This is a genomic window from Bradyrhizobium sp. AUGA SZCCT0176 (assembly GCF_018130145.1).
In the GTDB taxonomy this organism is placed as follows: Bacteria; Pseudomonadota; Alphaproteobacteria; order Rhizobiales; family Xanthobacteraceae; genus Bradyrhizobium.
Map to the genome: position 1 here is coordinate 13,189 of NZ_JAFCMB010000013.1, position 25,402 is coordinate 38,590.

The 25,402-nt window shown below is 64.3% G+C and carries 22 protein-coding genes; 12 read left to right on the forward strand and 10 right to left on the reverse strand.

Translation table 11 applies throughout. The features are described from left to right. Window positions 1-6 precede the first annotated feature (6 nt). On the reverse strand, window positions 7-723 hold the full coding sequence (locus JQ600_RS25480) for an alpha/beta fold hydrolase (protein ID WP_212389774.1): 717 nt from the start codon (window positions 721-723) through the stop codon (window positions 7-9). A 201-nt stretch (window positions 724-924) separates the two neighbouring features. On the opposite strand from JQ600_RS25480, the gene JQ600_RS25485 reads away from it, so the two are divergent. Beyond that, entirely contained in the window at window positions 925-1,668 is a 744-nt protein-coding gene (locus JQ600_RS25485) for a sulfite exporter TauE/SafE family protein (protein ID WP_212389775.1), read from the forward strand. A 72-nt stretch (window positions 1,669-1,740) separates the two neighbouring features. Further along, the gene (locus JQ600_RS25490; RefSeq protein ID WP_212389776.1) at window positions 1,741-2,685 is read left to right on the forward strand and encodes a DMT family transporter; all 945 of its coding nucleotides are present in this window, start codon (window positions 1,741-1,743) and stop codon (window positions 2,683-2,685) included. Here JQ600_RS25490 and JQ600_RS25495 read toward each other — a convergent pair. The 4 genes from JQ600_RS25495 to JQ600_RS25510 all read right to left on the reverse strand — a co-directional run bounded on the left by JQ600_RS25495 (window position 2,660) and on the right by JQ600_RS25510 (window position 9,315). After that, window positions 2,660-4,021: an MATE family efflux transporter gene (locus JQ600_RS25495; RefSeq protein WP_212389777.1), complete on the reverse strand. Its 1,362-nt coding sequence runs from the start codon at window positions 4,019-4,021 to the stop codon at window positions 2,660-2,662. The two genes, JQ600_RS25490 and JQ600_RS25495, sit on opposite strands and share 26 nt — an antisense overlap. 184 nt (window positions 4,022-4,205) lie before the next feature. Beyond that, window positions 4,206-6,008, reverse strand: coding sequence for an ABC transporter ATP-binding protein (locus tag JQ600_RS25500; protein WP_212389778.1), 1,803 nt, complete (start codon window positions 6,006-6,008; stop codon window positions 4,206-4,208). Between the two features lie 338 nt (window positions 6,009-6,346). After that, a complete protein-coding gene (locus JQ600_RS25505) occupies window positions 6,347-7,939 on the reverse strand; it encodes a DHA2 family efflux MFS transporter permease subunit (protein ID WP_212269920.1) in 1,593 nt (530 codons plus the stop codon). Between the two features lie 44 nt (window positions 7,940-7,983). Next, on the reverse strand, window positions 7,984-9,315 hold the full coding sequence (locus JQ600_RS25510; RefSeq protein WP_212389779.1) for an HlyD family secretion protein: 1,332 nt from the start codon (window positions 9,313-9,315) through the stop codon (window positions 7,984-7,986). A gap of 188 nt (window positions 9,316-9,503) precedes the next feature. Here JQ600_RS25510 and JQ600_RS25515 point away from each other — a divergent pair, with 188 nt between their 5' ends. From JQ600_RS25515 to JQ600_RS25540, 6 genes are all read left to right on the forward strand, one after another. Continuing rightward, window positions 9,504-10,139, forward strand: coding sequence for a TetR/AcrR family transcriptional regulator (locus tag JQ600_RS25515; protein ID WP_212389780.1), 636 nt, complete (start codon window positions 9,504-9,506; stop codon window positions 10,137-10,139). Between the two features lie 284 nt (window positions 10,140-10,423). Then, a complete protein-coding gene (locus JQ600_RS25520) occupies window positions 10,424-10,678 on the forward strand; it encodes a PilZ domain-containing protein (protein ID WP_212266684.1) in 255 nt (84 codons plus the stop codon). Between the two features lie 318 nt (window positions 10,679-10,996). Beyond that, window positions 10,997-11,488 (forward strand): peptidoglycan-binding domain-containing protein, encoded by a 492-nt coding sequence (locus JQ600_RS25525; protein ID WP_212389781.1) that lies wholly within the window; start codon window positions 10,997-10,999, stop codon window positions 11,486-11,488. Between the two features lie 118 nt (window positions 11,489-11,606). Then, complete coding sequence (locus JQ600_RS25530; protein WP_212389782.1) at window positions 11,607-12,284, forward strand: TetR/AcrR family transcriptional regulator; 678 nt, start codon at window positions 11,607-11,609, stop codon at window positions 12,282-12,284. Next, a complete protein-coding gene (locus JQ600_RS25535; protein ID WP_212490144.1) occupies window positions 12,281-14,971 on the forward strand; it encodes a molybdopterin-dependent oxidoreductase in 2,691 nt (896 codons plus the stop codon). Before JQ600_RS25530 ends, JQ600_RS25535 begins: the two co-directional genes overlap by 4 nt. Next, window positions 14,968-15,876, forward strand: coding sequence for a xanthine dehydrogenase family protein subunit M (locus tag JQ600_RS25540; protein WP_212389784.1), 909 nt, complete (start codon window positions 14,968-14,970; stop codon window positions 15,874-15,876). The genes JQ600_RS25535 and JQ600_RS25540 overlap by 4 nt, the downstream gene beginning before the upstream one ends. Window positions 15,877-16,026: 150 nt before the next feature. Here the strand turns inward: JQ600_RS25540 and JQ600_RS25545 are convergent, their stop codons facing one another. Together JQ600_RS25545 and JQ600_RS25550 are read right to left on the reverse strand one after the other, a co-directional pair. Beyond that, window positions 16,027-17,244, reverse strand: coding sequence for an extensin family protein (locus JQ600_RS25545; RefSeq protein ID WP_212389785.1), 1,218 nt, complete (start codon window positions 17,242-17,244; stop codon window positions 16,027-16,029). A gap of 351 nt (window positions 17,245-17,595) precedes the next feature. Continuing rightward, a complete protein-coding gene (locus tag JQ600_RS25550) occupies window positions 17,596-18,498 on the reverse strand; it encodes a DUF2147 domain-containing protein (protein WP_212389786.1) in 903 nt (300 codons plus the stop codon). Window positions 18,499-18,666: 168 nt separating this feature from the next. On the opposite strand from JQ600_RS25550, the gene JQ600_RS25555 reads away from it, so the two are divergent. From JQ600_RS25555 to JQ600_RS25565, 3 genes are all read left to right on the forward strand, one after another. Next, complete coding sequence (locus tag JQ600_RS25555; RefSeq protein ID WP_212389787.1) at window positions 18,667-19,494, forward strand: DUF2147 domain-containing protein; 828 nt, start codon at window positions 18,667-18,669, stop codon at window positions 19,492-19,494. A gap of 244 nt (window positions 19,495-19,738) precedes the next feature. Continuing rightward, window positions 19,739-20,059: a hypothetical protein gene (locus tag JQ600_RS25560; RefSeq protein ID WP_249136093.1), complete on the forward strand. Its 321-nt coding sequence runs from the start codon at window positions 19,739-19,741 to the stop codon at window positions 20,057-20,059. Between the two features lie 179 nt (window positions 20,060-20,238). Beyond that, complete coding sequence (locus tag JQ600_RS25565; RefSeq protein WP_212389788.1) at window positions 20,239-21,594, forward strand: FecR domain-containing protein; 1,356 nt, start codon at window positions 20,239-20,241, stop codon at window positions 21,592-21,594. Between the two features lie 124 nt (window positions 21,595-21,718). Here JQ600_RS25565 and JQ600_RS25570 read toward each other — a convergent pair whose 3' ends face one another. The 3 genes from JQ600_RS25570 to asd all read right to left on the reverse strand — a co-directional run bounded on the left by JQ600_RS25570 (window position 21,719) and on the right by asd (window position 23,661). Beyond that, complete coding sequence (locus JQ600_RS25570) at window positions 21,719-22,255, reverse strand: NUDIX hydrolase (protein WP_212266705.1); 537 nt, start codon at window positions 22,253-22,255, stop codon at window positions 21,719-21,721. A gap of 247 nt (window positions 22,256-22,502) precedes the next feature. Beyond that, on the reverse strand, window positions 22,503-22,673 hold the full coding sequence (locus JQ600_RS25575; protein WP_212266709.1) for a hypothetical protein: 171 nt from the start codon (window positions 22,671-22,673) through the stop codon (window positions 22,503-22,505). A gap of 118 nt (window positions 22,674-22,791) precedes the next feature. Then, window positions 22,792-23,661: an archaetidylserine decarboxylase gene (gene asd, locus JQ600_RS25580; RefSeq protein ID WP_212389789.1), complete on the reverse strand. Its 870-nt coding sequence runs from the start codon at window positions 23,659-23,661 to the stop codon at window positions 22,792-22,794. Window positions 23,662-23,695: 34 nt separating this feature from the next. Between asd and JQ600_RS25585 the strand changes: the two genes are divergently transcribed. After that, a complete protein-coding gene (locus JQ600_RS25585) occupies window positions 23,696-25,360 on the forward strand; it encodes an aminotransferase class III-fold pyridoxal phosphate-dependent enzyme (RefSeq protein WP_212389790.1) in 1,665 nt (554 codons plus the stop codon). Window positions 25,361-25,402 lie beyond the last annotated feature (42 nt).

The window sequence follows — 25,402 nt, forward strand, 5'->3', positions numbered from 1 at the left end:
GTTATTTCACGCCACGATCTTCTCCAACAGCGCCATCAACGCTTCCGGCGCGGTGACGTTCGGCGCGTGGCTGGCATCGATCTCGAAATAGCGCCAGCCCGCCTCGTTCCTGGTTCGCCTCGCAAACGGACCGAACGTGTCGGCCGGCGGGAAGCGGGTGGCGTAGATGTAACTGCGTGGCAGCGTCAGTGTGCCACCTTGCAGCTTGAGCCTGGTCTCGAAGCATTTGACCGGCATTGGAACGCGGCGCGCAGCCAGCCATTCGACGTCTTCAGCCGCGGTGTCCGGCGGCGACGTCATCGGTGGAATGCGCCAGCCATCCCCCTTCTTCGCGCCATCCAGCATCGGCTGCCGGCCCGGTTCGTTGATGTCGAACAGCGACTGTCCATCCTCCGGCACGAAGGCGTCGACGTAGATCAGCTGCGTAACGCGATCCCTGGCGCGATCGGCCACGCCGGTCGCGACCATGCCGCCATAGCTGTGGCCGACCAGAACGATGTCGCGCAGATCCTCATATTTGATGACGTTGAGCATGTCCTCGATATGGGTTTCGAGATCGATCGAGGGGTTTGCCAGATGCGCGCGTTCGCCAAGCCCGGTATAGCTCGGCGTCACCAGCCGATGCCCGGCGGCGCGCATCAGCGGGTGCATCTTCTTCCACGCCCAGCCCGCGGACCACGCGCCGTGACAAACAAGGAATGTCTTTGCGGAGGTTGAGCTCATCGGGGCGTTTCCGTGAAGTTATTGTTGAAGGCTTGAATTGCGATAGTACCCGCTGGCGGCGTCGTGTAAATGTCGCGCTAAATTCAACGACGTCATTCCGGGATGGTCCGAAGGACCAGACCCGGAATCTCGAGATTCCGGGTTCGCTTCGCGCCCTCAGATGCGCTATTGCGCATCGGGGAATGACGAAGGAAAAAGCGGTTGGAAACGTCCACCTACGCGCTGTTGCTTTTTGGCGCGCTTGCCGGCGGCTTCGTCTCCGGGCTTGCCGGTTTCGGAACGGCGCTGATGGCGCTAGGGATCTGGCTCTATGTGCTGCCGCCGTCGCTGGCCGTCCCCTTGGTGCTGATCTGTTCGGTCAGCTCGCAGATCTCGACGCTGCCGACGATGTGGAAGGTTCTCGACTTCAAACTGGCCGCGCCGTTCGTCATCGGCGGGCTCGCCGGCATGCCGATCGGTGCGCTGCTGGTCGCGCAGGCCGAGCCGCAAATATTCAAATTGAGCGTGGGCGTGATGCTGCTGGTGTTTCCGGCCGCGCTGTTCTTCGTTCGCAAGCCGATGGCGTTCGCCTTCGGCGGCAAGCCGGCGGACGCGGCCGTTGGATTTGCCGGGGGCATCCTGGGCGGCCTCGCCGGGCTGTCCGGCCCGCTGCCGACCCTGTGGGCCAGCGTGCGCGGCTGGACCAAGGATCAGCGCCGCGGCGTATTCCAGATCTTCAACGGCACCGTGCTCGGCGCCGCCTTGCTGCTGCAGATCGCCAATGGCTTCGTCAAGACGGAAGTGTTCTGGCTCGCGCTGCTGGCGCTGCCAGGCACTTTGATCGGCGCACGGATCGGCGCGCGCGTTTATCAGGCGCTCAGCGATCGCAATTTCTACGACATCGTGCTCGGCCTGCTGTTTGTGTCCGGACTCGCACTGGTGTGGAGCGGCATTGCTCCGAGTTAGCAGCGCATGGCGGCCATGTGCTCCGAGTAGATTGCTGTACGCTGATCTGTAAAACAGTTATCCAGTCGCATCATGACCCCTCCAACTTTTTCACGCACACGTCTCGGTCTGTTGCTGGGTTTTATCGGCGTGCTGATCTTCGGCGGCACGCTGCCGGCGACGCGGATCGCGGTGTCGGCCATTGATCCGATTGCTCTGACCTCGCTGCGCACCCTGATCGCCGGGCTGTGCTCGCTGATCCTGCTGGTCGTGCTGCGCCGCCCGCTGCCGCCGCGCGCGCTGTGGCCGCAACTCGTCATCACGATGATCTGCGTCGCCATCCTCTTCCCGTTCCTGATGTCGGTGGGGGTGCAGACCGTCGATGCCTCGCATGGCGGCGTGGTGTTCGGGATCATGCCGATCGCGACCGCCCTGGTCGCGGTCATGATCACCCATGAGCGGCCGCGGCCACTGTTCTGGATCGCCTCGTTCGCGGGCGCCGCATTGGTGATTGCCTTTGCGCTGCGGCAAGGCGGCGGTGAACTGTCGAGCGGCGACCTGTTCCTGCTTGCGGCGGTCGTCGTGTCCGGCATCGGCTACGCCTTCTCCGGCCGGCTCACCGCGCAGATGCCGGGCTGGGAAGTCATCAGCTGGGTGCTGGTGATCGCACTGCCGCTCTCGATCCCGGCCGCCGCGCTGACGATGCCGGCTGATCTCACCCACATCCCCCTAAAACCGTGGCTGGGGCTGCTCTATGTCGCGCTGTTCTCGCAATGGATCGGCTTCTTTGCCTGGAACGCCGGCATGGCGATGGGCGGCATCGCGCGGGTGTCGCAGGTGCAATTGCTGCAGCCCTTCGTCGTGTTTGCACTCGCGGCGATTTTCAACGACGAGACCATCACGCCGCAGATCGTGCTGTTCGCCGCCGGCGTGGTCGCAACCGTCGCGATCTCGACGCGCACGCGCGGGCGCAAAGCGCCCGATCGTTCGGAGCTGGCGTCAGTTCCAGGCGTCACACCGCCGGCAACGCCGACTTGAGCGGCGTCAGGCGTTTCCTGAACTCCAGATGCAGCAACCACAAACTCAATGCGGCTTGCAGCGTCGTTGTCAGGTTCGATATGTACCACGCGTACTCAATGCGAAACCCCGGCCTTGCAGACAGCCAGAGTACCGGCAAGGCGTAGGTGACCAGACGTACGCCGGAACTCAGCAGCACCGGTTTGGTGTTGCCCAGTCCCTGGAACATGCTGGAGCACACGAAGTTCAATCCCTGTGCGACGAGATTGAGCGAGACCAATTGCAGGAACACGACGGCGACCGCTATCGTCTGCGCGTCGCTCGCGAAGCCGCCGAGCAGCAGCCCGGGCCAGCATTGCGCCAGGATCGTGAAAACGATCATCACGATCGTGGCGATCACCGCCGCCTTGGCGAAGGTTTCCTTCACGCGTGCGGCGTTGCCGGCGCCGAAATTCTGCCCGGCGATTGGCCCCGCGGCGAGCGCTATGGCCAGCGCCGGCATCTGGATCAGGCCGAGCACGCGCGTGCCGATGCCGAAGCCGGCCTGCGCCGCCGCCCCGAAATCGCGCAAGGCGTAATAGATGACGCCCATCCAGATGAAGATGATCGCGAACTCGCCGCCGGCCGGCAGGCCGACATTGAGGATGCGCTGCCAGTGCCGGGCCTGCGGCCGCAGCTGCGCGCGATCGACGCCGACATAGCGCTCCAGCCTGCGGAAATACATCCACAGCATCAACACGGCGAACAGCATCGCAATCGAGCTCGCAAGTCCGGCGCCCGCGACGCCAAACGGGCGGCCGGTTCCCCAGCCCGAGATGAGGACCGGCGCCAGCGCGATATTGATCATCACCACTGATATTTGCACGATCATGATCGGCCGCACGATGCCCGTGCCGCGCAGCGCGGCCCCCATCACCTGCGTGACGAACTGCAGCACCAACGCCGGAACGAACCAGAGCAGATATGTCGTGCCCGCAGCGACGGTGGCCTCGTCGGCGGCCACCGTCCGCATGTAACCGCCGGCGAACACAGATACTGCAACCCAGGTCAGCAATCCGCACACGACCGCCAGGCCGAGCGACTGATTGTACACCAGATTGGCGTCGGCCCGGTCCTTGCGGCCGACGGCCTGCGAAATGAGCGCGCCGGTGCCGACGCCGAGCACCTGCATCAGCCCGTTGATGAGGAATGCCAGATTGCCCGCCGCCGCCACGCCCGCGACGGCGGCATCACCAAGCCCCGCCACGAAATACAGATCGACGAGCTGGCAAATCATGATCGTGATCATGCCGGCGACGATCGGCGGCGCCATGCTCAGGATGTGGCTCACGATCGAGCCTTGCGTAAGGTCTTTCATTTCAAATCCGCCCCTGGAGCCTGTTCCGATTGAACCGGAACGGGGCTCCATCTTTTTGTATTGACGCGGTTTCTTTACGCGAACCGGTAGCTACCCCCGGATCAAGTCCGGGGGCATGCTTCGCTTGAAAACGCTCGCGCGCGCGGCTTTCGAACATCCGAAGGCCGCGCGCCGCAATGCCATTTTACTCCGCCGCCGTAATGCGGCCGAACTCCGTCGCCTGCCGCTCGAACAGCCCGCGATAGATGCCCCCCGCGCGCGCCGTCAGCATCGCGTGGGTGCCCTGCTCGACGATCTCGCCGCGATCGAACACCAGGATCCGGTCGAGGCTGCGCACCGTCGACAGCCGGTGCGCGATCACAATCGAGGTGCGGCCTTTCATCAGCCGCTCCATCGCCTGCTGGATCAGGCCTTCGGACTCCGAGTCGAGGCTGGAAGTCGCCTCGTCCAGGATCAGCACCGGCGCATCCGCCAGGAACGCCCGCGCCAGCGCGACGCGCTGCCGTTCGCCGCCCGACAGCTTGACGCCGCGTTCACCGACCAGCGTGCCGTAACCCTTCGGCAGCCGCAGGATGAACTCATGCGCGTTCGCCAGCCGCGCCGCCTGCTCGACCGCCGCCATGCTGGCGCCGGGCCTGCCATAGGCGATGTTCTCGGCCAATGATCGATGAAACAGGATCGGCTCCTGCTGCACGATCGCGATCTGGCTGCGCAGCGAATGCTGCGTCGCCTTGGCGATGTCCTGACCGTCGATCAGGATCCTGCCGCCGCCGATGTCGTGGAGCCGCTGCACCAGCTTTACAAATGTCGTCTTGCCCGAGCCGGAACGGCCGACCAGACCGACACGCTCGCCGGCGCGGATGTCCACCGACAGGCCGTCATACAAGGGATCGCGATGTCCGCCGTAATGGAACGTCACGGCGTCGAACACGATGCGGCCGCCCTGGATATCGATCGGCCTGGCGTCGGGCGCATCCGCGATGCCGATCGGCTCGGCGTGGATCGCGACTAGCTCCTCCATGTCGTTCACCGAACGCTGCAGATTGTTGATGTGCATGCCGACATCACGCAGGTAGGCATGGATGATGTAATAGCTGGTCAAGACATAGGTGACGTCGCCCGGCGTGGCGCGGCCCGCGATCCACAGCAGGATCGCGCCGCCGATCACGGACGTGCGAAAGCACAGCAGCACCGCGAGCTGCGCCGTCGAGGTGTAGTTGTAGCGTATCCAGGTCCGCCGCACCCGCGTGCGCCAGCGGCCGATCACGCCGGCCAGCCGCCCGTCCTCGCGCGCTTCCGCGCCAAAGGATTTCACCACCGCGTTGCAGGTCAGGGCATCCGCCAGCGTGCCGCCGACCTTGGTGTCCCAGGCGTTGGAGACGCGCGCGGCAGGGGCGATGTAATTCATCGAAAACGCGATCGTCATCGCGACATAGATCAGCGTGCCGACCGCGATGACCGCCCCGAGCGAGGGCCAGTGCAGCCCGAGCAGAATCATCGAGCCCAACAGCACCGTCAGCGACGGCGCCAGCGCCATCAGGATGGTGTCGTTGAGCAGGTCGAGCGCCCACATGCCGCGCGTGATCTTGCGCACGGTCGAGCCGGCAAATGAGTTGGCGTGCCAATCGGTCGAGAAGCGCTGCACCCGCATGAAGGCGTCGCGCGACACGTCGGACATGATCTTCAGCGTGAACGGCACAATCGCCTGCAGGCCGATCAGCCGCAGCACCATCGACAGCGCGCCCAGCGCCACGATGCCGCCAAAGGCGATCATCGCCGCGCGGCGCGCAGCCGGATCAGACGCGCCTTGGGTCAGCGCATCGACCAGATGGCCGGAGAACAGCGGCATGAACAGGTCGGCTGCGGTCGCGCCCAGCAAACCGCCGGCAACAACGCTGGCGCGGGCGGGCTGTTCGAGCCAGTGCCGGAACACGAACGGGATCACCACGCGTATCGCCGCGGGACGCTTGCTGGTTTGAACGGTCATGGCCTCATCCGGCACTGCGTTCTGCGCACGCCGGCTCCATCTGAAGGACGCAAGGGACGGCACAGGACCGAACGCAAGCGTCGTTGAAAAATCGGTAACTCGTTGGGAAGCTTGGGATGATCGGGACGTCAGGCCCGGTCAGCGCTGGCGAAATTGGGCCTCAAAGGCCCGGTACGGCGCCCAGCATAGGCATCGAACGCGAGCGGGCGGTCTGCGAATAAGACGAAATCATGCAAATCCTCCCCGGTTCGAGCGACAATGCGCACGCTTATAAATGCATCACGGGTGATTTGCAATATGACAACCGCGTGAGCGCGCGAAATCAATCAACGCTAAGTTCAGTGCCCTGGGCCGCCGCCCGCCTGCCACGCCGGCGGCTTGTTCAGCAGCACGACCAGAAGGCTGAGGCCGACATAGAACACGGCCAGCATGAAGAAGGCGTCGCCGAACCCCATCACGACAGCCTGGCGGTGGACGATCTGCGATAATTGCTTCATCGCCATCCGCGCGGCGTCGCCCATGCCCTGCATGCGCTGGGTAAACATGTTGAGCGTCTCTACCGCGGTGGCGTTGCCCCAATTGACGCGTTCGTGCAGCCGCGAGATGTGCAGATCGGTGCGCTCGTTCAGCACCTGGTTGATCAGCGCGAGCCCCACCGCGCCGCCGAGATTGCGCGTCAGGTTGAACAGGCCGGAGGCGTTCTTGACCCGCTCCGGCGCCAGCGTGCCGAGCGCGATGGTGTTGGTCGGCACCATCGCGAACATCATGCCGACGCCGCGCAGGATTTGCGGGACCAGCAGTTCATAGAAATCATATTCGCGGGTGATCCAGGTCATCAAATAGGAGCCGAGCGCGAAGCTGCAAAGCCCGAAGGCGATGAGGTAACGCATGTCGACCTTAGTCATCAGCCGTCCGACGATCGGCGCGGTGAGGAACATGGCGATCCCGGAGACGAACATGGTCTCGCCGATCATCAGCGCGCTGTAACCGCGCACTTCGGCGAGATAACGCGGATAAACGTAGGTCAGGCCGTACAGCCCGATGCCGACGCAGAACGAAATCAGGCAGCCGATGGCAAAATTGCGGTCGCCGAACGTCCTGATGTCGACGATCGGCTCATGCGCTGTCAGCACACGCCAGAAAAACGCGATCGCCGACACCAGACAGACGGCGGCGCAGATCGCGACCGACGTATCCTGCAGCCATTGATATTGCGGGCCTTCCTCGAGCACATATTCGAGCGAGCCGAGGAAGCCCGCCATGAACAGCAGGCCCCACCAGTCGAAATGTTCGAGCAGCTTGAAGTTCGGCTCGTCGAAATCGACCAGGATCAGCACGCCGATGGTGATGCCGATGCCCGGAATGATGTTGATGAAGAACAGCCAGTGCCACGACATCAGGTCGGTGATGTAGCCACCGACAGTGGGACCAATCGTCGGCGCCAGCGTCGCGACGAGGCCAATGATCGGACCGACGATGTAGAATTTCGAGCGCGGAAACACCGTATAGGCGGAGGCGAACACGGTCGGGATCATGCCGGCGCCGAGAAATCCCTGCAGCGCGCGCCATACGATCATCTGTTCGATCGTCGAGGCGAAACCGCAGAAGAAACTCGCGATGGTGAAGCCGGAGGCGGAGATTGCAAACAGCAGGCGGGTGCCGAACGCGCGCGACAGGAACCCGGAAAGCGGAATCGCGATCACCTCGGCGATCAGATACGAGGTCTGCACCCACGACACTTCGCTCGAGCTTGCCGAAAGCCCGGCCTGGATCTCCGACAGCGATGCCGAGACGATCTGGATGTCCAGGATCGACATGAACATCCCGAACACCATGATGAGGAACGCAAACAGCCGCCGCGGCGGGATGCGCTCGTCCGGCACGCTTGCGGCTGGTATCATCGACGGCGATGCGGTGGTGGCGTCTGCCATGATCTGCTCAGGACGCGCGCCGGGCTCCCCCTGCGCTGAAAAAATTACTTCGGATGAAGCATCGGCGACGCGTCGAGGTCGGCCTCGTTGTCCGCATCGGCCGCGCCGTCACGGGTGTTGACGGTGGTGTAGACCGACATGCCCGCGCGCAGCAGGTTTTGCTTCGCGACATCCTTCGGCACGCGGATACGCACCGGCAGCCGCTGCACGATCTTGGTGAAATTGCCGGTGGCATTATCCGGCGGCAGCAGCGTGAACACCGAGCCCGCTGCCGGCGAAATGCTGTCGACCACGGCGGCGAACTTGCGATGGCCGTAAGCATCCACGGAAATCGTCACGGGCTGGCCCGGGCGAATCCGCTTGAGCTGGGTTTCCTTGTAATTGGCGTCGATGAAGACGTCGTTGAGCGGCACCACATTGCCGAGGCGCTGGCCGGCCTGGATGAAATCGCCGGTGTTGACGATGCGGTTGGAGAAGGTGCCGTCGACCGGCGCACGCACCGCGGTGAAGGCGAGATCGCGCTCGGCCTTTGCCAGCGTGGTCTGCAACTCCGCCAGCTGGGCGCGGGCCTCGTTCTGCTGCGCCCTGGTCACCTCGACATTGTCGCGCGCGGCATCAAAGGCCGCCTGCGCCGATTTCACCTGCGCCACACCCTGATCGCGGCCGGCTTCGGAAACCTCGAACGTGGCGCGCGAGGCAAAGCCCTTGGTGCTCAGCGCCTGCTGGCGGTCGAAGTCGAGACCTGCGCGCTTCAGCGCCGCTTCCGCCGAGACGAGTTGCGCCTTGGCCTGCTCGACCGCGCTTTCCATCGCCGCCACCTGACGGCCGATGCGGTCGATGGTGGCCTGCTGGGTCGCGATCTTGGTGCGCGCGGCCTCCACGGCGATCCGGTAATCGCCGTCATCGATCTTGTAGATCACGTCGCCGGCGCGAACGATTGTATTATCGACGGGAATGATCGCCGCGATATGGCCCGCGACCCGCGCACCCAGCGTGGTATTGTTGGCACGCACATAGGCGTCGTCGGTCGAGATGTAAAAGCGCCCGATGAATGTGTAGTAGACGCCGTAGCTGACGGCCGCGAGTGCCAGCAACGCGAACACGCCCATCATCACGAATTTGCGCTTGCCGGATTTCGGCGCGGGTTGTGCGGCATTGGCGGGCGGTGCGGCCGGCCTGTCGGTTGCCGGCGCGCCTGGAGCAACTGCCGGCTGGCGCCTGGTTTCTTCCGCAACGTGAGCTCGAAGCTGGTCCGCCAACTGGGCGGGGTCGCGCGCGGCTTCGTCTTCGGCCGTTGCCGCCTCCGGCTCCTGACGAGCCGACGCCTCCGGCTGTTGCCGAACGACGCGTGCGGCCTGGTCTCTCGCTGCGGCCATACCCGGCCTCCCCATTACTCATGCACGGTGCAGACGCAGCCGAACCCCGGCCGTGAAGGCATCGTCATTTCCAGAATTAACATTGACCGAACGGTTCGGTCAAGATACATTTGCGTGAAGGGACCATAGATCGAAAGCACCTTCCCGTGCATATGTCCGGTTGAAATCTTTCCCGAGAAGATAAACCAATGGTTGCAGACACGTCGCATACGCTAGATGTCATCGCCGACGAGGATTCCTCGAAGCGCCGCCAGATCCTCGATGGCGCGCGGAAAGTGTTCCTGGATCTCGGTTTCGACGGCGCCAGCATGGGCGAGATCGCGCGCTCCGCCGGCGTCTCCAAGGGAACGCTCTACGTCTATTTCGCCGACAAGCACCGCCTGTTCGAAGCCATCGTCGAGGAAGAATCGATCGAACAGGGCAAAACCGCATTCAATTTCGATCCCGACCGCGACGTAGACATCACGCTGCCGGAATTCGGCCGGGCCTACATCCAGGTGCTTTGTCGTCCCGGCGGCGGCTCGGCGATCCGCACCGTGATGTCGATTGCGGAGCGGATGCCGGAAGTCGGCCGCAGATTTTATGACAATGTGCTGGCCCGCACCGTCAATCGCTTCGCCACCTATCTTGAGGCGCGGGGACGGCTCGGCGAGCTCTTGATCGACGATTACGAACTGGCGGCCTGGCAGTTCATGCAGATGTGCCAGGCGACGCTGTTTCAGGCTTTCATCTTCCAGGCCAAGCCGTCGCCGTCGCCAGAGCAGATCGCAACCGTTGTCGACAGCGCGACGCGGGTGTTTCTGACAGCGTATCGGGCGAAGTAGATCGCAGGTAACCGGCATTCGCTCCAATCCGTCGTCCCGGCGAAGGCCGGGACCCATAGCCACATGTTTCAGTGGCGAAAGTGATTGGAGCTCCAGCTTGGTGCAACATCAGGATGCGGTGGTTATGGGTCCCGGCTCAAGGCCGGGACGACAGTTTTTTCCGAATTGAGTTTTGGAAAACTCCAAACGCAATAGCTCCGCCCCCGCGCCTTCCCGTTCGTTCAAATTGTCCGCAACTGCAACCAGCGTCCCCTCAGCGCGTTTGATCGGCGGGAGGTATCCGCATGGCAATTTTCGGTCGAAAGTCCCGGCCCTCTCGCCGGCGAACCAACCAGCCCGCATGGATGACCATCGATGGCAGTTTTGCCGCGCGTCAGTGCACGGTCATCGACATTTCGGAAGGCGGTGCGCGATTGCGGGTTGAAGACCCGCAATTCGTCAAGCCGCATTTTCATCTGAAATTTGACCGGGCCTCCCCGGGCAGGGCCTGCAAGCTCGCCTGGAAGAAGGGCGACCTGATCGGGATCAAGTTCGTTTAATTGGGCAAAGCAACAATGTAGCCCGGATGAGCGAAGCGACATCCGGGTGTCCGGCCCCTGATCCCGCATGTCGTGGAGCCTGTCATCGGGCGCGCATTCGCGCAACCCGGTGGCTCATGCGGGCTACAGCTGCGGCGACCGCCATCATTGAGTGTCATGCGGTGCAACAATCGACGCCCGCTATGGAACAAGTGTTCCCGCCAGCAGTTGCCAGCGACGAAACCAAAATCGACCTTTGATTCAAAAGCCGGGTTCGTATTTGCACCGACGCAGGCTCTCAAAGCGAAATCATTTGAGAGACTCGGGGAACAATAGGCCATGCGTGTCTTGATCCTAGCCTTGTCGATCCTGGGAATTCTTGTCTGCTCGGATGCTGCCAAGGCCGGGCCAAGCACGACCACGCGCGATCAGGCCGCATCCGTCGATGAGGCGGTCTTTACCGACGAAGCAACGCAGGAAACCGAGGATCGGATCGGCCTCGACAAGCCCAAGCGCCGCGACCTGCAGCGCCGTCTGACCCGTCTCGGCTTCGACACCAGGGCGAACGGAAAGTTCGACGCGCGGACCCGCGCCGTCATCACGCGCTGGCAGGCCGCGCGCGACTATCCCAAGACCGGTTTCCTCAACACGTTGCAGCATCAGGCACTCCTGAACGATTCCGTCTCGACGGCGAACGCCAGCATCCGCGACAACAAGTCCGGCAACGAGCGCCGCGCCCGTCGTCGCGGCGGGGGCGGCGGCGGCGGTCCGGTTGGTGTGATCGGCGGCGTCGTGGGCGGCGTGGTCGGCGGAATTTTCGGACGCCGGTGATCCGTAAATGGTCCTTGAACCCGGCCGCCGCGACCAGCAGCGAGACGTGGGGCAGTTAGCCGCGCCCCAACACAAATCCGTCATTTGACACTTCGTCTAGTTTTGTCAAATTCGTCAAATGAAGCCCCGCGACCGCATCCTCGATGCCGCCATGCTGGTGTTCCGCCGGCAGGGGTTTCGGCGCTCGTCGATCGAGCAGGCGGCGGAGGCCGCCGGCCTGACACGTCAGGCGCTCTACCATCATTTCAAGTCCAAGGAAGAACTGTTCCGCGCCGTGATCGAGCGGCTGCATGAGAACGCGCTGGCCGCCGAGATCGCGGGGGGCGAGGCCACCGAAAAGGCCGGCGGCGGTCTCGCCGACATCCTGATCGCCGAGATCACCGCGCGGATCGGGCAGTTGATCGCGCCGCTCGAGGGTTCGCCCCATATCGAAGAGCTGTTCTCCGAGCACCTGCTGCAGGCCCGCGACATCTACCAGAAATATGCCGCGCATTATGCCGCGCAGCTGACGTCCACGATCGAACGCGTCTGCCGCAAGCAACGTCTCGCGATCAAGGGCATGAATGCGTCCGACCTCGCGAGGTGCGTTGAAATGGCGTTCAACGGCACCAAGTCCGCCTATCCGGCGATGCAGCCGGCCGACGCCTTCCTGCGGGATTTCGGCATCATGGTGCGCACGCTGGTTGCCGGCGCCGTGAGCCCGTCGCCGAAGCCGCGTTCAAGAGAAACTGCAAGAAGACCTGCAACAAAACCTGTCGCAAGAAAAACCGCCCGCAAATCAGGAGATCGCAGATGAGTACGATGACGATCAACGGCCGTGTCGCACCCCTGCCCGACGACGTCGACGCCATGCTGATCGATGTGGTTAGAAGCGATCTCGATCTCACCGGCACCAAGCTCGTCTGCGGCGCCGGCGTTTGCGGCGCCTGCACCGTGCTGGTGGATGGCGCGCCGGTGGCGAGTTGCCTGATGCCGGCCCGCGCCGCCGCCGGCAAGACAGTCACCACGGTCGAGGGCATCGGCGCCGAAAAGCTGCACGCGGTGCAGAAGGCGTTCATGGTGCACGACGCGCTGCAATGCGGGTTCTGCACGCCGGGCTTCATCGTCGAGGCCGCGGCGTTTCACGACCACTGGCGCGCAACACGAGGAACGGCAACACCTTCGCGCGACGAAATCGGCGCGGCGCTGTCGGGGCATCTGTGCCGCTGCGGCGCCTATGACGGCATCTTCAGCGCGGTGGCCGCGGCCTGCAGCGGCCAGTTCGACGGCGGCGACATCGTCTCGCCGCGCGTCGAGGCGCGCGACAAGGTGACGGGTGCGGCGAAATACACCGTCGACATCCGTCATGAAGGCCAGCTCGAAGGCGTCATCCTGCGCTCAGAGATCGCGCATGGCAAAATCGCAGAGCTCGACCTCGCGCCCGCGCTGGCGCTGCCGGGTGTCGGCGCCGCGATCTCGCTGCTCGCTGAAGACCGTATCGTCCGCTTTGTCGGCCAGCCCATCGCCGCCGTCGCGGCCAGGGATCGCAAGACCGCACTGGCAGCGATTGCCGCGATCAAAATATCCAGCGAAAAGCTGCCCTCGGTGATCGGGCTCGATGAAGCCCGCAAGCCCAATGCGCCTGTGGTGTTCGAAAAGGCCGACCGCAAGAAAGCCGGCAACGTCTCCGAAGGCGCCGGTGCGCCGGCGCCGTGGAAGGCGAACATCCGCGGACCGTCAGCTGCGTTCTCGCTCAAGCCGAAGCAAGTCCGAAGCTGGGTCGAACGCGCGCGGCAGGAGAAAAATCCGTTGCTGGTCGAAGGCGTGTTCCGGACCGGCACGCAATCGCATACCTGTCTGGAGCCGCACGCCACAGTCGCGCATTTCGAAGGCGACCGGCTCACGGTGCACGCCTCGACGCAGAGCGTGTTCCATTTGATGGAGCTGATCGCCAAGCGTTACAAGCTCGACCACGACAAGGTCCGCGTCATCGCCGATCACGTCGGCGGCGGCTTTGGCTCGAAGGCCAGCCTCGGCGCGGAGACGACGATCGCGATCGATCTGGCGCGCGCCGCCAACGCGCCGGTCCGCGTCGCCTTCGATCGCCACGAAGAGCTTTCGGTGACCGGCTATCGGCCGGCGTCGGAGGTCAAGCTCGCGCTGCTGCCGTCCGAGCAAGGCGGCCTGAAAGCGCTGTCGCTCACGGCCTACGCCGACACTGGCGCCGCGATCAATTCCACCATCGCCACCCTGGCACGGCTGATCTATCCGGCTGATGGCAAGGAGCTCGCCGATTTCGACGTCATCAGCAATTTGCCGCCGGGGGCGGCGTTTCGCGGCCCCGGCGGACCGCCGATGGCGTTCGCGGTGGAGCAGGCGATCGACGAAGCCGCGCTGCGGATGAAGGTCGATCCAATCGAGCTGCGCAAACGCTGGGATACCGATCCCAACCGACTGCGGCTTTATGAATGGGCGCAAGGGCTCGACGTCTGGCGCAACCGGAAGTCACCGGCCGAGCAAACCGGCCGCTATCGCCGCGGCGTCGGCGTCGCCACCGGATACTGGCTTTATCTCTGGCAGCCCGGCTCGAAGGTCGAAGTATCGGTCAAGGGCGGCCGCCTGATCGCGAGTACGGCGATCCAGGATATCGGGACCGGCAGCCGCACCGTGATCGCCAATACGGTGGCGCGCGAATTCGGCCTCGAACCGCATGAGGTCGAGGTTCACATCGGCGATTCCAAGCTGCCGGTAGGCCCGGGCTCGGGCGGCAGCCGCACCACGGCCTCGGTGGTGCCGCCGACATTGCTCGCGATTCAAAAGCTCAAGGCCGCGATCGAGAAAAATGCAAAACGAAAGCCGGCGCCGGGCTCCAATGCGCCGTGGCGCGAATTGCTGGCGGCGTCGCCCGACCTCACCGCGTCAGGCGTGCGGCCGGAGGACAGCAGGCAGATGGCGCCGGGCGTTGAGTCGCCCCTGAAGCAGGTGGGGATTCTGGGCTGGATCTTCGGCAAGATGATGCGCTGGATGTCCAACATGGTGATCGGCGCCGGCGTACCGAGTTCGGTGCAGGTGATCGAGGTCGAAGTCGATACCTGGCTCGGCCATGTCCGCGTCCTCAACGTCCACACCGGCATCGCGGTCGGCAAGATCGCAGCACCCGCGCTGGCGCGAAGCCAGGCGGCGGGCTCGGTCATTCAAGGCATTGGCTACGCGCTTTACGAAGCGCGCGAGATCGACGGGCGAACCGGCGATACGCTGAGTGGCGGGCTGGAGGATTACCGGATTCCCGGGATAGCCGACACGCCCGTGATCGACGTGCATTTCGACGAAGCCGGTTTCGATCACGTGCTCGGCGGTAGCGTCGGCATCGGCGAGGTCGCCACCGTGCCGACGTCACCTGCGGTCGCCAACGCGATCTACAACGCCACCGGCATCCGGCCGATGGAGTTGCCGATCCGGCCTGATCGCCTGATATCAGCCCTGAAAGGGAGGGCCGCCGCATGACATCAGCCATGACGACCGAATTCCGCGCCGCCGGCACCGACCTTTCCGAACGCCGCCGCAGCGGCGTCTCGAAGGGCCCGCTGATGGATATCGTGCCCGCGTCTGACATCTCGGGCATGAACTGGGGCGCCGACGGCACGCTGCGCATCGGCGCCTACACGACAATCGCTGCAATCGCCGCCGATCGAAGCATCGCCGCCGCCTATCCCGGCATTGCGGCGTCAGCGCTCGGCCTGGCAACACCGCAGATCCGTCATCTCGCCACGCTCGGCGGCAACATCGCGCAGCGTTCACGCTGCTGGTATTTTCGAAATCCGCATATCGCCTGCCTGAAGAAGGGCGGCACCGATTGTCCCGCCCGCAACGGCAATCACCTCTATCATGTCGCCTTCGATCTCGGCCCCTGCGTCGCACCGCATCCTTCCACGATGGCGGCCACACTGCTCGCTTATGACGCGACCATCATCACCTACACGCGAAGCGGCCTGTCGATCCCGGACGTGCTCGGCGACGGCTCCAACGGCACCGTCGACAACTTGCTGCAGCCGGGCGAGATGATCCGGGGCATTGAACTGCCCAAGCCCTTGGAAGGCGAGCGCGCGTTCTACAAGCGCGCGATCAGCCGCTCCTATGCGGAATGGCCGCTGGTCGAAGTCTGCGCCCGCGCGGTCATCAAGGACGGCGCGTTCCAGTTCATCCGCCTCACCGCCGGCGGCATCGCGCCGGTGCCGCTGCGGCTAAAGGCGGCGGAAGGCGCCGTGCAAGGCAAGGCGGCCAATGCGTTGAACATTGAAGTGGCCGCCAAGCTTGCGATGTCAGGCGCAAAGCCGTTGCCGATGACGGGCTACAAGCTCGATCTGCTGGAAGGCGTGGTGCGCGATGTGCTGGAGAAGTTGGGCGCGTAAGCAGGCTGAGCCTTCAACAAACGGTGTCATACCCGCGCATGCGGGTATCCAGTACGCCGCGGCCATTCGGTTCTATCGCTGACGTCTCTGGAATACTGGATCGCCCGCTCCAGTGCGCAATTGCGCACAAGGCGGGCGATGACAGTGGGCCTAATGGCCGTCGAATTCGTCTTCCTCGTTGACCTTGCTTGAGTGCCGGTGCGCCCTCCTGCCGCCGAGTGAACCCGTCACGTAGGGCTCGCGCGACGAAGCGTAGGGATTGCGGCCGCCGGCCCTACCCGCGACCTGATCGCCGGACACCGCAGCCGGCTGGCAGATCACCCGCCCGCTGGAGCGGCGCATCAGATCGACATGGATGTGGTCCTCGTGATGACGGTTGGAGCCCGGCGCCAGCACGGTGTTGAACTGCTGGCAGGCGCTCGCCTGCACGTCGCGCAGAAAGCCCTGCTCTTCCGGCATGCCGCGCCAGCCGCCCTTCACCGTCACGCGCCTGCCATCGGCCAGCGTAAAGGAGGCGATATCGAGCGCGTTGCCAAAAGCGTGTTCGGAAATATGCGAATTCGGATTGCCGTTCATGCCGCGGCAGGAATAGGCGGAGATCTGCCTGATCTCGACCACGCGCACGCCGAACCAGCGCTGAGCGGCCGGCTGCACCGAATCGGCGAGCCAGCGGTCGAGCACCGAGACGATCGGACAGGCCAGCGTCGCGGTCGGTTTGATCGCGACTGGCCCCACCGTGTTGACGGGATCGCCCAGCGTCGGTCCGAGCCGCGGCGGCGCGGCGGCTGGCGCCTGCGAATAGGGTGCCGGCGAATAATTCGGGGATGACGGGTAGCGGTCGCGCGGCGGATAGGAAGGCGCGGCCATATAAGAGCCGCCGCCGCGCGGGTCGCGCGATTGCGGCGCGCCTTCGGCCGGCAGATCGATTTCGTCGTCCTGCTGGGCCACGCCCGGCGCGGTCAGCGAGACCGGCCCGTTGGACGGCGCGCCATAGCTCGGCTGGCGCAGTGCCGTATCGGAATAGGTCTGCGACGGTGCGGCGGCAGGCGCCGGCCGGACCGGCCAGCGCGGCTGGTTGCCGATAGCGCGGGGCGGCCGCAACTCGTCGGCAAAACCGAAACTCGGGCTGCCCTCGCCGAGGGCTGCGACTTTCAGCGGAAATTGCGCGCCACAGGCGCCGGGACCGGAAATCGGGTCAATCCGGACCAGTTCGGGGGTCTCCTTGACCGCACCGGACTTCAGGCATGCGACCTCGGCCTCGGCCCGCCACGGTTCACGCTCGGCGGACTGAAACAGTCCGCGGCCGCAACCCGCCAAGGAGACAAGGACGAAGGAGCCGACGAGATACAAACGAACTCCGCGCGTCATCCGCGCACGTTCGGCGAATTTATTTAAGAAGTCTTCAACACGTTGATTTCATGAATCATTTACTATGCTTGCTGGAACCACCGGCTGTGGACAGGGCCGGGATGGACAGCAACGCTGACTTGTTTGGGCCGGGAACGCTTTGTTAGCCTGAAGCGTTATGAGCGGGCACGACGTGAACCAAGGGAGTATTCCCATGACCATGGTCAGCAGACTGAGCGTTGTAACCGCGTATCTCGCATTCGCCTTCGTCGGCGCCATTGTGATCGGCGTGTTCTAGGCTTCCGCTTCTTGAAGCCAATCGAAAACTGTTCGCCCGGTGGTCGCTCCACCGGGCATTTTCATGCGTGATGACTACGACCGCGGCTCCACAAAAGTCTGCCGCGACGACATCAGGCTTTCGTTCCCTGTCGTAATCCGGCGCCAGTTGTTGCCCGAGCAGTAGAAGCGGCCGAGCGCGCAGGCTTCGACGCGCAGCGTGTTCTGGCCTTTCATATCCATGGTGCCGTAATAGGTGTCGCCGCTGGCCTGGCTGTAGACGCTGCCGGTCCACTGCTTCTCGCTCTTCGGCTTCATGTTGATCAGGACGGCCTCGCCCTTGTCGTTGGAGGACGAATTGAGCACGTAGCCGCACAGCGCGTTGCCGCATTTGGCGATACGAACCGATCCCTTGCCTTCGGTCTGCCAGTCTCCAACAGGCGTGTCGGCATCGTCGGCGAAATCACTCGAGACACGCGAAATCTGCGGCACGGCCACCGGCGCCGGGCGCACCGGCTCGGCCGGCTTCGCAACCGGTGGTGCAGGCGGTGGCTGCGGCGGTGGCGCGGGCGGAACAGCGAGTGTTGCCGGCGGAGCGGGCGACTGCGGCGCAGGCACAATTTGCGTCGCGGCGGCGGCCGGCCTGTACACGGCCGGCGGCGGAGCGGCAACGGATTGAACCGGGGGCGGAGCTACCGCCGGTGCGGTTGGTAATGTCCTCGTTGACTCGCTGATCCTGCGATCATCGCGATAGCGATCATCGTCGTTGTAACGATCACGGTCGTCATAACGACCTCGGTCGTCATAGCGATCACGGTCATAACGACTTCGGTTACGCGAGGTGCCCGAAATCGAAACCGAGGCGCAGGAGGTCGAACGGCAATATCTGGACGCGTCGATCTGGATGCGATGGCCACCGACCACGAATGAAATCGAGTCACCCGCATACGCGGACGGACTGAGCAGCATCAGCGCGGCGAGAAAACAAAGGCGGTTCATCGGACCCTCCCCGGGTTGAGCGCACAAGCTAGGCCGCGGCCGGTTCCCCTGGATGTGATTTGAGTCACCTGGGTTCCCCGTGACCTACGTCACAGAAGGCGAACCCGGCCGGGCATAGGGTCTGCGCAAGTTCATCGCCAACCAATTCAAGCCGCCCAGGAGGCTCTCATGAAGAAGCTCTACATCCTCGCAGCCCTGCTGTTGGCCACCACCTCGGCCCATGCCGGAGGCATCTCGTTCCAGATCGAAGGCCAGCGCGTCCGCATCGAAGCGCCGCGCGGTTGTGCCTCGCTGTCCTGCATCAACATCACGGCGCCCGGCTTCAAGGGCCTCAAGTCCAACCGCTACGACGACGATGACGATGTCGCGCCGGCGCCGGCACGACCTGAATACAGCGACTCCAAGCGCTACAATGATGATTACGCGCCGGCGGCCGGGAAGCCCCGTTACAACGGCTACCAGCCCAAGCGCTACAACGACGATGACTACGCGGCAGCGCCTCCAAGGCAGGACCGCCCTCCGGCCCCGGCTCCTGACCAGGCGGCGGCCCCTGCCCCTGCCCCTGCCCCGGCTCCGACCACCTACGCCGCCGCGCCTCCGCAAACCGACGTCGCACCACCGGCACCCGCGCCGGCTGCCGAGCCGGCTCCAGCCAGGTACTCAGCGCCTGCTCCGGCTCCGGCTCCGGTTGACGCTGGCCCCGCGTCCGATCCGAACTCGCCGATCGGCGTCTGGGCCACCGAAGAGAACAAGGGCAATGTCCGCATCGAGCAGTGCGGCGACAATCTCTGCGGCTATGCCGTCAAGACCGGCGAAAAGATCCTGATCAACATGAAACCGCAGGGCTCGAAGTGGGCCGGCCGGATCAACGATCCCGACAGCGGCCGCAAGTACGACTCGACGATGTCGATGAAGAGCAACGGCTCCCTCCGCGTTCAGGGCTGCGCCTTCGGCGGCATGTTCTGCGGCGGCCAGACCTGGAAGCGCGTGAGCTGATATTTCTTCGAGCTGGACGTGAAAGGGCCTCGTGACACGTCACGGGGCCCTTTTCGCGTTTCCATTCGTTAACGACTCCTTACTCGCGATAGACGACGAAACAATTCTCCGCGCGACGAAACCGTTTTGGTCCCGCGACGAAGAAATCCCGAAACCAAGCCCGCGTAGTTCTCTTGCCCAACGAGGCGCCACCCGGCGCGCAACTCGGGCGCACCACTCACCAAACCTGCAAGAGGGACACACCATGGCTTTCGCACGCTCCACCATCCGTAACTGCCAATTGCTGATCGCGGCCACGCTTGCGTTCGGAATGCTGACGACCGTTTCGCAGGCCCATACGCAAGAGCAGGAGCAGATGTGCGCCGGCGACGCGATGCGGCTGTGCGGAGCGGAAATTCCCGATGTTGATCGCGTCACCGCCTGCATGATCCGGCAGCGCGCGTCGCTGAGCGACGGTTGCAAGGCCGTGTTCCGTTACGAGCCCCCGGCCGCGACACCCGTCAGCTACGCGCCGTCGGCCAAGCCGTCGAAGCCGCTGAACCTGACCCCGCACAAGCGCGGCTGATCAACACTCTATGTAAGATAAGAAAGCGCCATGCCCGGGGATGCCGGACGTGGCGCTTGTCCGTTTTGCCTGACCATGACAACAAGGCGGAAACGTTCATCCCGCATTCAGCCCGGCAGCGCTGAAATCGCGGCGCCGCTCCTCGCCCTCGTCTCTCCCTGTTCCCGGAACTCCCCTTGATGCCGCGCCGGTTGCGATTCGCGCTTCTGCTGTTGGTTTGCGGCACGCTGTTTGGCGCGACGAACGGTTTCGCTGGCCCCTCCGTCACAGCAAGATCGGCGCAAGCCGCACCCGCGCAGCCTGCGGCGCCGGCGCAGGCCGCGCCCGATCCGGCGGCTCCCGCGGCCGACGCACAACAGGCCGCGGAAGAGCCGATCGGCAATGTCGCGACCGTGACCGGCAGCGCCAGCGTTATCCGCAACAACGAGACCACACCGCTCAAGGTCAAGGACGACATCTATTTGAACGACGTCGTGCAGACCGGCGCAAAGTCCTCGCTCGGCATCACCTTCAGCGACGCCACCACCTTTAACCTCAAGGCGAATTCGCAGATCACCATCGACAGCTATGTCTATGAGGATGGCGGCAAGCAAAATGCCGGCGTATTCGACGTCGCCAAGGGCACGGTTGCCTTCGTCGCCGCCGCCGTCGCCAAGACCGGCGACATGAAAATCACCACGCCGACCGCGACGCTGGGCATTCGCGGCACCACCGGCCTCGTCGAGGTGCCGGAAGGTGCGGCCGCCAACAGCCCGAACAACGTCGCCATCAAACTCTATCCCGACGCCGACGGCAGGGTTGGACGCATCGAGGTCAACGACCGCGCCGGCGCGCGGCTGGGTTTCCTCAACCAGGGTTCCAGCGGCTTTACGATAAGTCCCGGCGCGGGCGGCATGCGCTTTGCCGCGGTGCCGCTGACGATTTCGCCGCAGCAGGTGCTGCGCGATCAGGGCTTTGTGCGCCAGGTGCACTCGACGCAAAATCTCGGCCGCCGCGTTTTCAACGAGCAGCGCGATTTCCGCCGCGCCAACCCCGGCTTCAATCGTGGCAACGCTCCGCGCCGTGGGCCGCAGCAAAACGGATTGCCGGGACAGAACCGCACCGGCCAGCAACCGGGCTTACAGAATCGTCCCGGGCAACAACGATTGCAGAACCGGCCGGGCCAGCCGCAACAGCTGCAGCAACCAGGCTCGCCTAACCGGCAGGGTCGGTCGTTGCAGCGGCCGGGATCGACGCAGCCGGGTACGCCACGGGAGACCGGCTTGCCGCCGCGACCCGGTCAGCCGCAACAACCGGTGACGGCGGGACGACCGGGCGTCCAACAAGGCGCGCCCTCGCAAGCTGGTGGGCCGCAGCGCTTCCAGCAGCCCGGCGGTCAACAACAGGGCGTTCAGCAACCGGGCTTCCGGCAAGGCTCACGGCCCGGCGGTTTGCAGGCTGCGCCCGGTGTGCTGCGGCAAGGCTTGCCGGCTCGACCCGCTCCGGGTCGGGCGCCGCCGCCAAGGGGAAGCAAGCTGCCGAAGGATGCGCGGTAAGCTCCGTCTGAAGGACGGCGTCGCTTCCGCTCGCCTTTGCCCCGGCCATCCACGTCGTACTTGTCGAGGCACTGCAAAGACGTGGATGCCCGGCACAAGGCCGGGCATGACGAGAGATTGCGGATCACGCTGCGCGCCGAAACCAGTCCCGCATCTTCTGCATGAGGCTGCGCCGATCCCGGAATTCACTAACCGTTTCGACACGCGCAGGCTCAGGCACACGAGCAACCGACGTACCTATCTGCGCGACCCTCCCCGCAGCCATCGCGATCGGCCCGACATTTTCCAGAAACGCCCGCTCATAGCCGCGCGACAGCCGCTCGACCGCATCCGCCAGCGGCAGCCACTCCACCGCCTTCACGTCGCGCATCAGTTTACGGACCGGCTCGGCGCCTGCCTCCATCCGCCAGAAGTGCACGACCTTGGAGCCGCCGCGGGATTCGTAGACCAGCGTGCCGAGAAACTCGTGCACGGCGACATCGTGCCCGGTCTCTTCATTGACTTCGCGCTCGGCCGCAGCCCGCGGCGTCTCGCCGCGATCGAGCTTGCCCTTCGGCAGGACCCATTCGTTGCGCTTGCGCAGGCGCACGATCGCGACCAGCGGCGTCGCCGCCTGCCGCAACACAATGCCTCCCGCCGCCAGCACAGGCGCTCGCGCCATCGCCATCCTCTCCGATCGTCGTAGGAATGCTCCACACATAGAGAATTTCGTACGGCGATGCTACCGTCTCGGTTCGTCAACGCACGATGCAGTTCCAGTGGTCTCGAGACGCCGCATGCAATCCATAACAGGAACCGCCCGCATCTGACGGCCGGCACGCAGCAAAAGAAAAGCCGCCTCACGGCGGCTTCTGTGATTTTGATTTATTGAGCACCGCCGCTGAGTCGCTTCGGCGCTGACAACGCAGTCAGCCCTTACGTGCCATTGTTGTAAGCCCTTCCCCGATTGACTTCAGGGCTTCGGAAAACGCGCTGCCGAACATGGCGCCACCGGAAACGGCCTCAAGCTCACCATCTTTCAAGACCCGCTCGTCCAATGTGCGCTGGTTTCCATTGATCGACTTGCTGGTCTGCGTCATGGCACTGCTCCCTTGTTTGCTGCGGAGGTGTTAGCGGAGCCAAGATAATCGCACGATGTGTAGCGGCGCCTCGGTGATCCAGCTCACAGTCGCGGCAGTGCCTTGCGGAACACCACAATCATCCCTTTGGCTTCCGCAGCAACGCCTCACCGGCACGAACGCGCGCACCCTCGGCTACATTGTCGGCGAACTCAAAATGCTCCGGCGCCAGCACGATGATGGTCGAGCCGTGCTCGAACCAGCCAAGCTCATCGCCCTTGCGCATGCTGGCGGCGCACGGGAAATCCACCGGCCCCCTGCTCTGCGCGTTGAGAGTCACATCGAGGAAGTGCAGGCGGATGCTGGCGACCAGGATCGCGGCAACCGGCACCAGGGTCAGCGCTTCGCCGGACGCGAGCCGCGTCTCCAGCACCGCGCGCTCGTTCTTGCAGAACAGCCGCTCCACCCTTTTCAAGGCAATCGGATTGACGTTCCAGACGTCGCCATGGATGAATCTCACCCGCTCGATCGTGGCGTCATAGGGCGCGTGAAAACGATGATACATGCTCGAGGTTAGCCGCAGCGTCAGGTAACGGCCGTTGCGGTGACGCTCCACTAACGCGGGATCGCCGAGCAGATCCAGCAGCGAATACGGCGCGCCCTTGATCTGGAACAGTCTTGTGTCCTCGATCCCGCCGAACGCGCCGATGATGCCGTCGGAGGGGCTGGCGACGACGCCCGGATCCGGGTCGGCGGGGCGCAGGCCCGGGCGCAGCTCGCGGGTAAAGCAGTCGTGCAGGCTCTTGAACTCGGTCTTCTTCGCCTCCGACAGGTCGAGATCGGAGAACAGCCGCCAGCAGGCGATCGAGGCGTCCCGTACCAGCGGGTTCTCGATCTTGCTGAACCACCCCATGAAGCGGGTGATGGCCGCCCGGGGAATCCGGTTGGTCAGCAGGAAATTGAGGTCTTCCTGCTGGGTAAAGGCCGAAATCAGGCCTTTGACTGTCATGAATCTGTTAGCAGGATTAGCTAGCGCTGGTGGCATGGATTCGCCCCTTTCGATTCTGTCGCTGTCCGCCGTTGCGATTGCCGGCGCCGCGGTGACCTTCCCCAAATTGCAGGCGCGGCTGGCGCTGTCGCGCGCCAAGCACCGCTCGCTGACCGGGCATTCCAAGATGTCCAAGATGGTCGCGCGGCTGATGCCGCATTACGAATTCGATATCGGCGACTTCTTCCGCTCCGACGGCGCGCCGGCCGATGTCGCGGCGCAGCGCCAGGACGGCTTCTTCCGGCTCGCCGGCGTCTATCAGGACCGTTATCCCAAGGGCCGGCAGATGACCGCCGAGGCGGCCGAGCACATTTCCGACCTGCAATTCACCGAAGCCTACCGGGTGCCGTTCCAGTACAGCCGGCTGGTGCGCGAGCATCTTTCCACCAGCGCCTTCGTGCAGTCCTCTTCCGGCGTCACCGTCACCGATGTCGACGGCAATGTCTCCTACGACCTGACCGGCTCGTACGGCGTCAACATTTTCGGCAACGATTTCTACAAGGACTGCATCACCGAGTCGGAAAAGCGCGCGCAGGCGCTCGGACCGGTGCTCGGTCCCTACCACCCCGTCATCACCGACAACGTCAAGCGTCTCTGCGAGATTTCCGGCCTCGACGAAGTTTCGTTCCACATGTCCGGCACCGAGGCCGTGATGCAGGCGGTGCGGCTGGCGCGCTACCACACCAAGCGCACGCATCTGGTTCGCTTTGCCGGCGCCTATCACGGCTGGTGGGGCGACGTGCAGCCCGGCGTCGGCAATCCCGTGTCGCCGCACGAGACCTATACGCTCGCCGACATGTCGGAGCGGACGCTGCATGTTTTGAACACGCGCCGCGACATCGCCTGCGTGCTGGTCAACCCGCTGCAGGCGCTGCACCCGAACGCCAACGCGCCCGGCGATTCCGCGCTGGTCGATAGCTCCCGGTCCGGCAATTTCGATCGCGCCGCCTATACCGAATGGCTGAAGAAGCTCCGCGAAGTCTGCACCGAGCGCGGCATTGTCCTGATCTTCGACGAGGTCTTTGTCGGCTTCCGCCTTGCGGCCGGCGGCGCGCAGGAATATTTCGGCGTCCGCGCCGACATGGTGACGTATGGGAAAAGTCTTGCGGGTGGACTTCCGGTCGGCGTGGTCTGCGGCGCTAAGGATTTGATGCGGCGTTTTCGCGACGATCGCCCGGCCGACATCTGCTTTGCCCGCGGCACCTTCAATTCGCATCCCTACGTCATGACGGCGATGGACGAATTCCTCGGCCGGCTCGCCAGCCCGAATTTCAACTCGGTCTATCATGGCCTGGACGAGACCTGGAACGCGCGCGCCAAGACGCTCAACGACCGGCTCGCCGCGCAGGACCTTCCGGTGCGCGTCAGCAATCTGTCGTCGATCTGGATGGTGCATTATACCGAGCCGTCCCGTTACAACTGGATGCTGCAATATTATCTGCGCGCCGAGGGGCTGGCGCTGAGCTGGGTCGGCACGGGCCGGCTGATCTTCAGCCTGAACTATACCGATGACGACTTTGCCGCGGTCGCCGACCGTTTCGTCGCCGCCACCGAAAAGATGAAGCACGACGGCTGGTGGTGGCGTGATGCAGGCCTCACCAACAAGAACATCAAGCGGCAGATTCTGAAAGAGATGTTCACGCGAAAGTGGATGCGGTAACTCCGCTCTCTCATTTCTCGTCATGGCCGGGCTTGTCCCGGC